This is a genomic window from Mycetohabitans sp. B3, from assembly GCF_021498065.1.
Taxonomy (GTDB): Bacteria; Pseudomonadota; Gammaproteobacteria; order Burkholderiales; family Burkholderiaceae; genus Mycetohabitans.
The window spans coordinates 1-1,176 of record NZ_JAHLKN010000063.1; the positions used below are offsets into that span (position 1 = coordinate 1).

Here is a 1,176-nt window from a genome sequence, read left to right on the forward strand (position 1 = left end):
TTACTCGATGATTTTGGCGACGACACCGGCGCCGACGGTACGGCCGCCTTCGCGGATCGCAAAGCGCAGGCCTTCTTCCATCGCGATCGGCGCGATCAACTTGACCGTGATCGACACGTTGTCACCCGGCATCACCATTTCCTTGTCCTTGGGCAACTCGATCGAGCCGGTCACGTCCGTCGTGCGGAAGTAGAACTGCGGCCGGTAGTTGTTGAAGAACGGCGTGTGGCGCCCGCCTTCATCCTTGCTCAGCACGTACACTTCCGCCGTGAAGTGCGTGTGCGGCGTGATCGTGCCCGGCTTGGCCAGCACTTGACCACGCTCCACATCCTCGCGCTTAGTGCCTCGCAGCAGGATACCCACGTTGTCCCCGGCCTGGCCCTGGTCCAACAGCTTGCGGAACATCTCCACGCCCGTGCACGTCGTCTTCGTCGTGTCACGGATGCCCACAATCTCGATTTCCTCGCCGACCTTGATCACCCCGCGCTCCACGCGCCCGGTGACCACCGTGCCACGACCCGAGATTGAGAACACGTCTTCCACCGGCATCAGGAACGTGCCATCCACCGCACGCTCGGGCGTCGGAATGTACGTGTCCAGCGCATCGGCCAGACTCAGGATCGCCGCCTCGCCCAACTCGCCCTTATCCCCTTCCAGCGCCAGCTTCGCCGAGCCCTTGATGATCGGCGTGTCGTCGCCCGGGAACTCGTACTTGGACAGCAGCTCGCGCACTTCCATTTCCACCAGCTCGAGCAGCTCTGCGTCGTCCACCATGTCGCACTTATTCAGAAACACGATGATGTACGGCACGCCCACCTGACGCGCCAGCAGAATGTGCTCACGCGTTTGCGGCATCGGGCCGTCTGCGGCCGACACCACCAAGATTGCGCCGTCCATCTGCGCCGCACCCGTGATCATGTTCTTCACGTAGTCCGCGTGACCCGGGCAGTCCACGTGCGCATAGTGACGCTGCTCTGTCTCGTACTCGATGTGCGCCGTGTTGATCGTGATGCCACGGGCCTTCTCTTCCGGCGCCGCGTCAATCTCGTCGTACTTCTTCGCTTCGCCGCCAAACTTCGACGACAGCACCGTCGCGATCGCCGCCGTCAGCGTGGTCTTGCCATGGTCAACGTGACCGATCGTGCCCACGTTCACGTGCGGCTTGGTCCGTTCAAA

At 62.6% G+C, this 1,176-nt stretch carries 1 protein-coding gene; it reads right to left on the reverse strand.

What is annotated here, in order from left to right; all coding sequences use genetic code 11:
• The coding region (tuf, locus tag KQH55_RS15535; RefSeq protein WP_235091596.1) for an elongation factor Tu at positions 1-1,176 on the reverse strand (1,176 nt) is incomplete at its 5' end.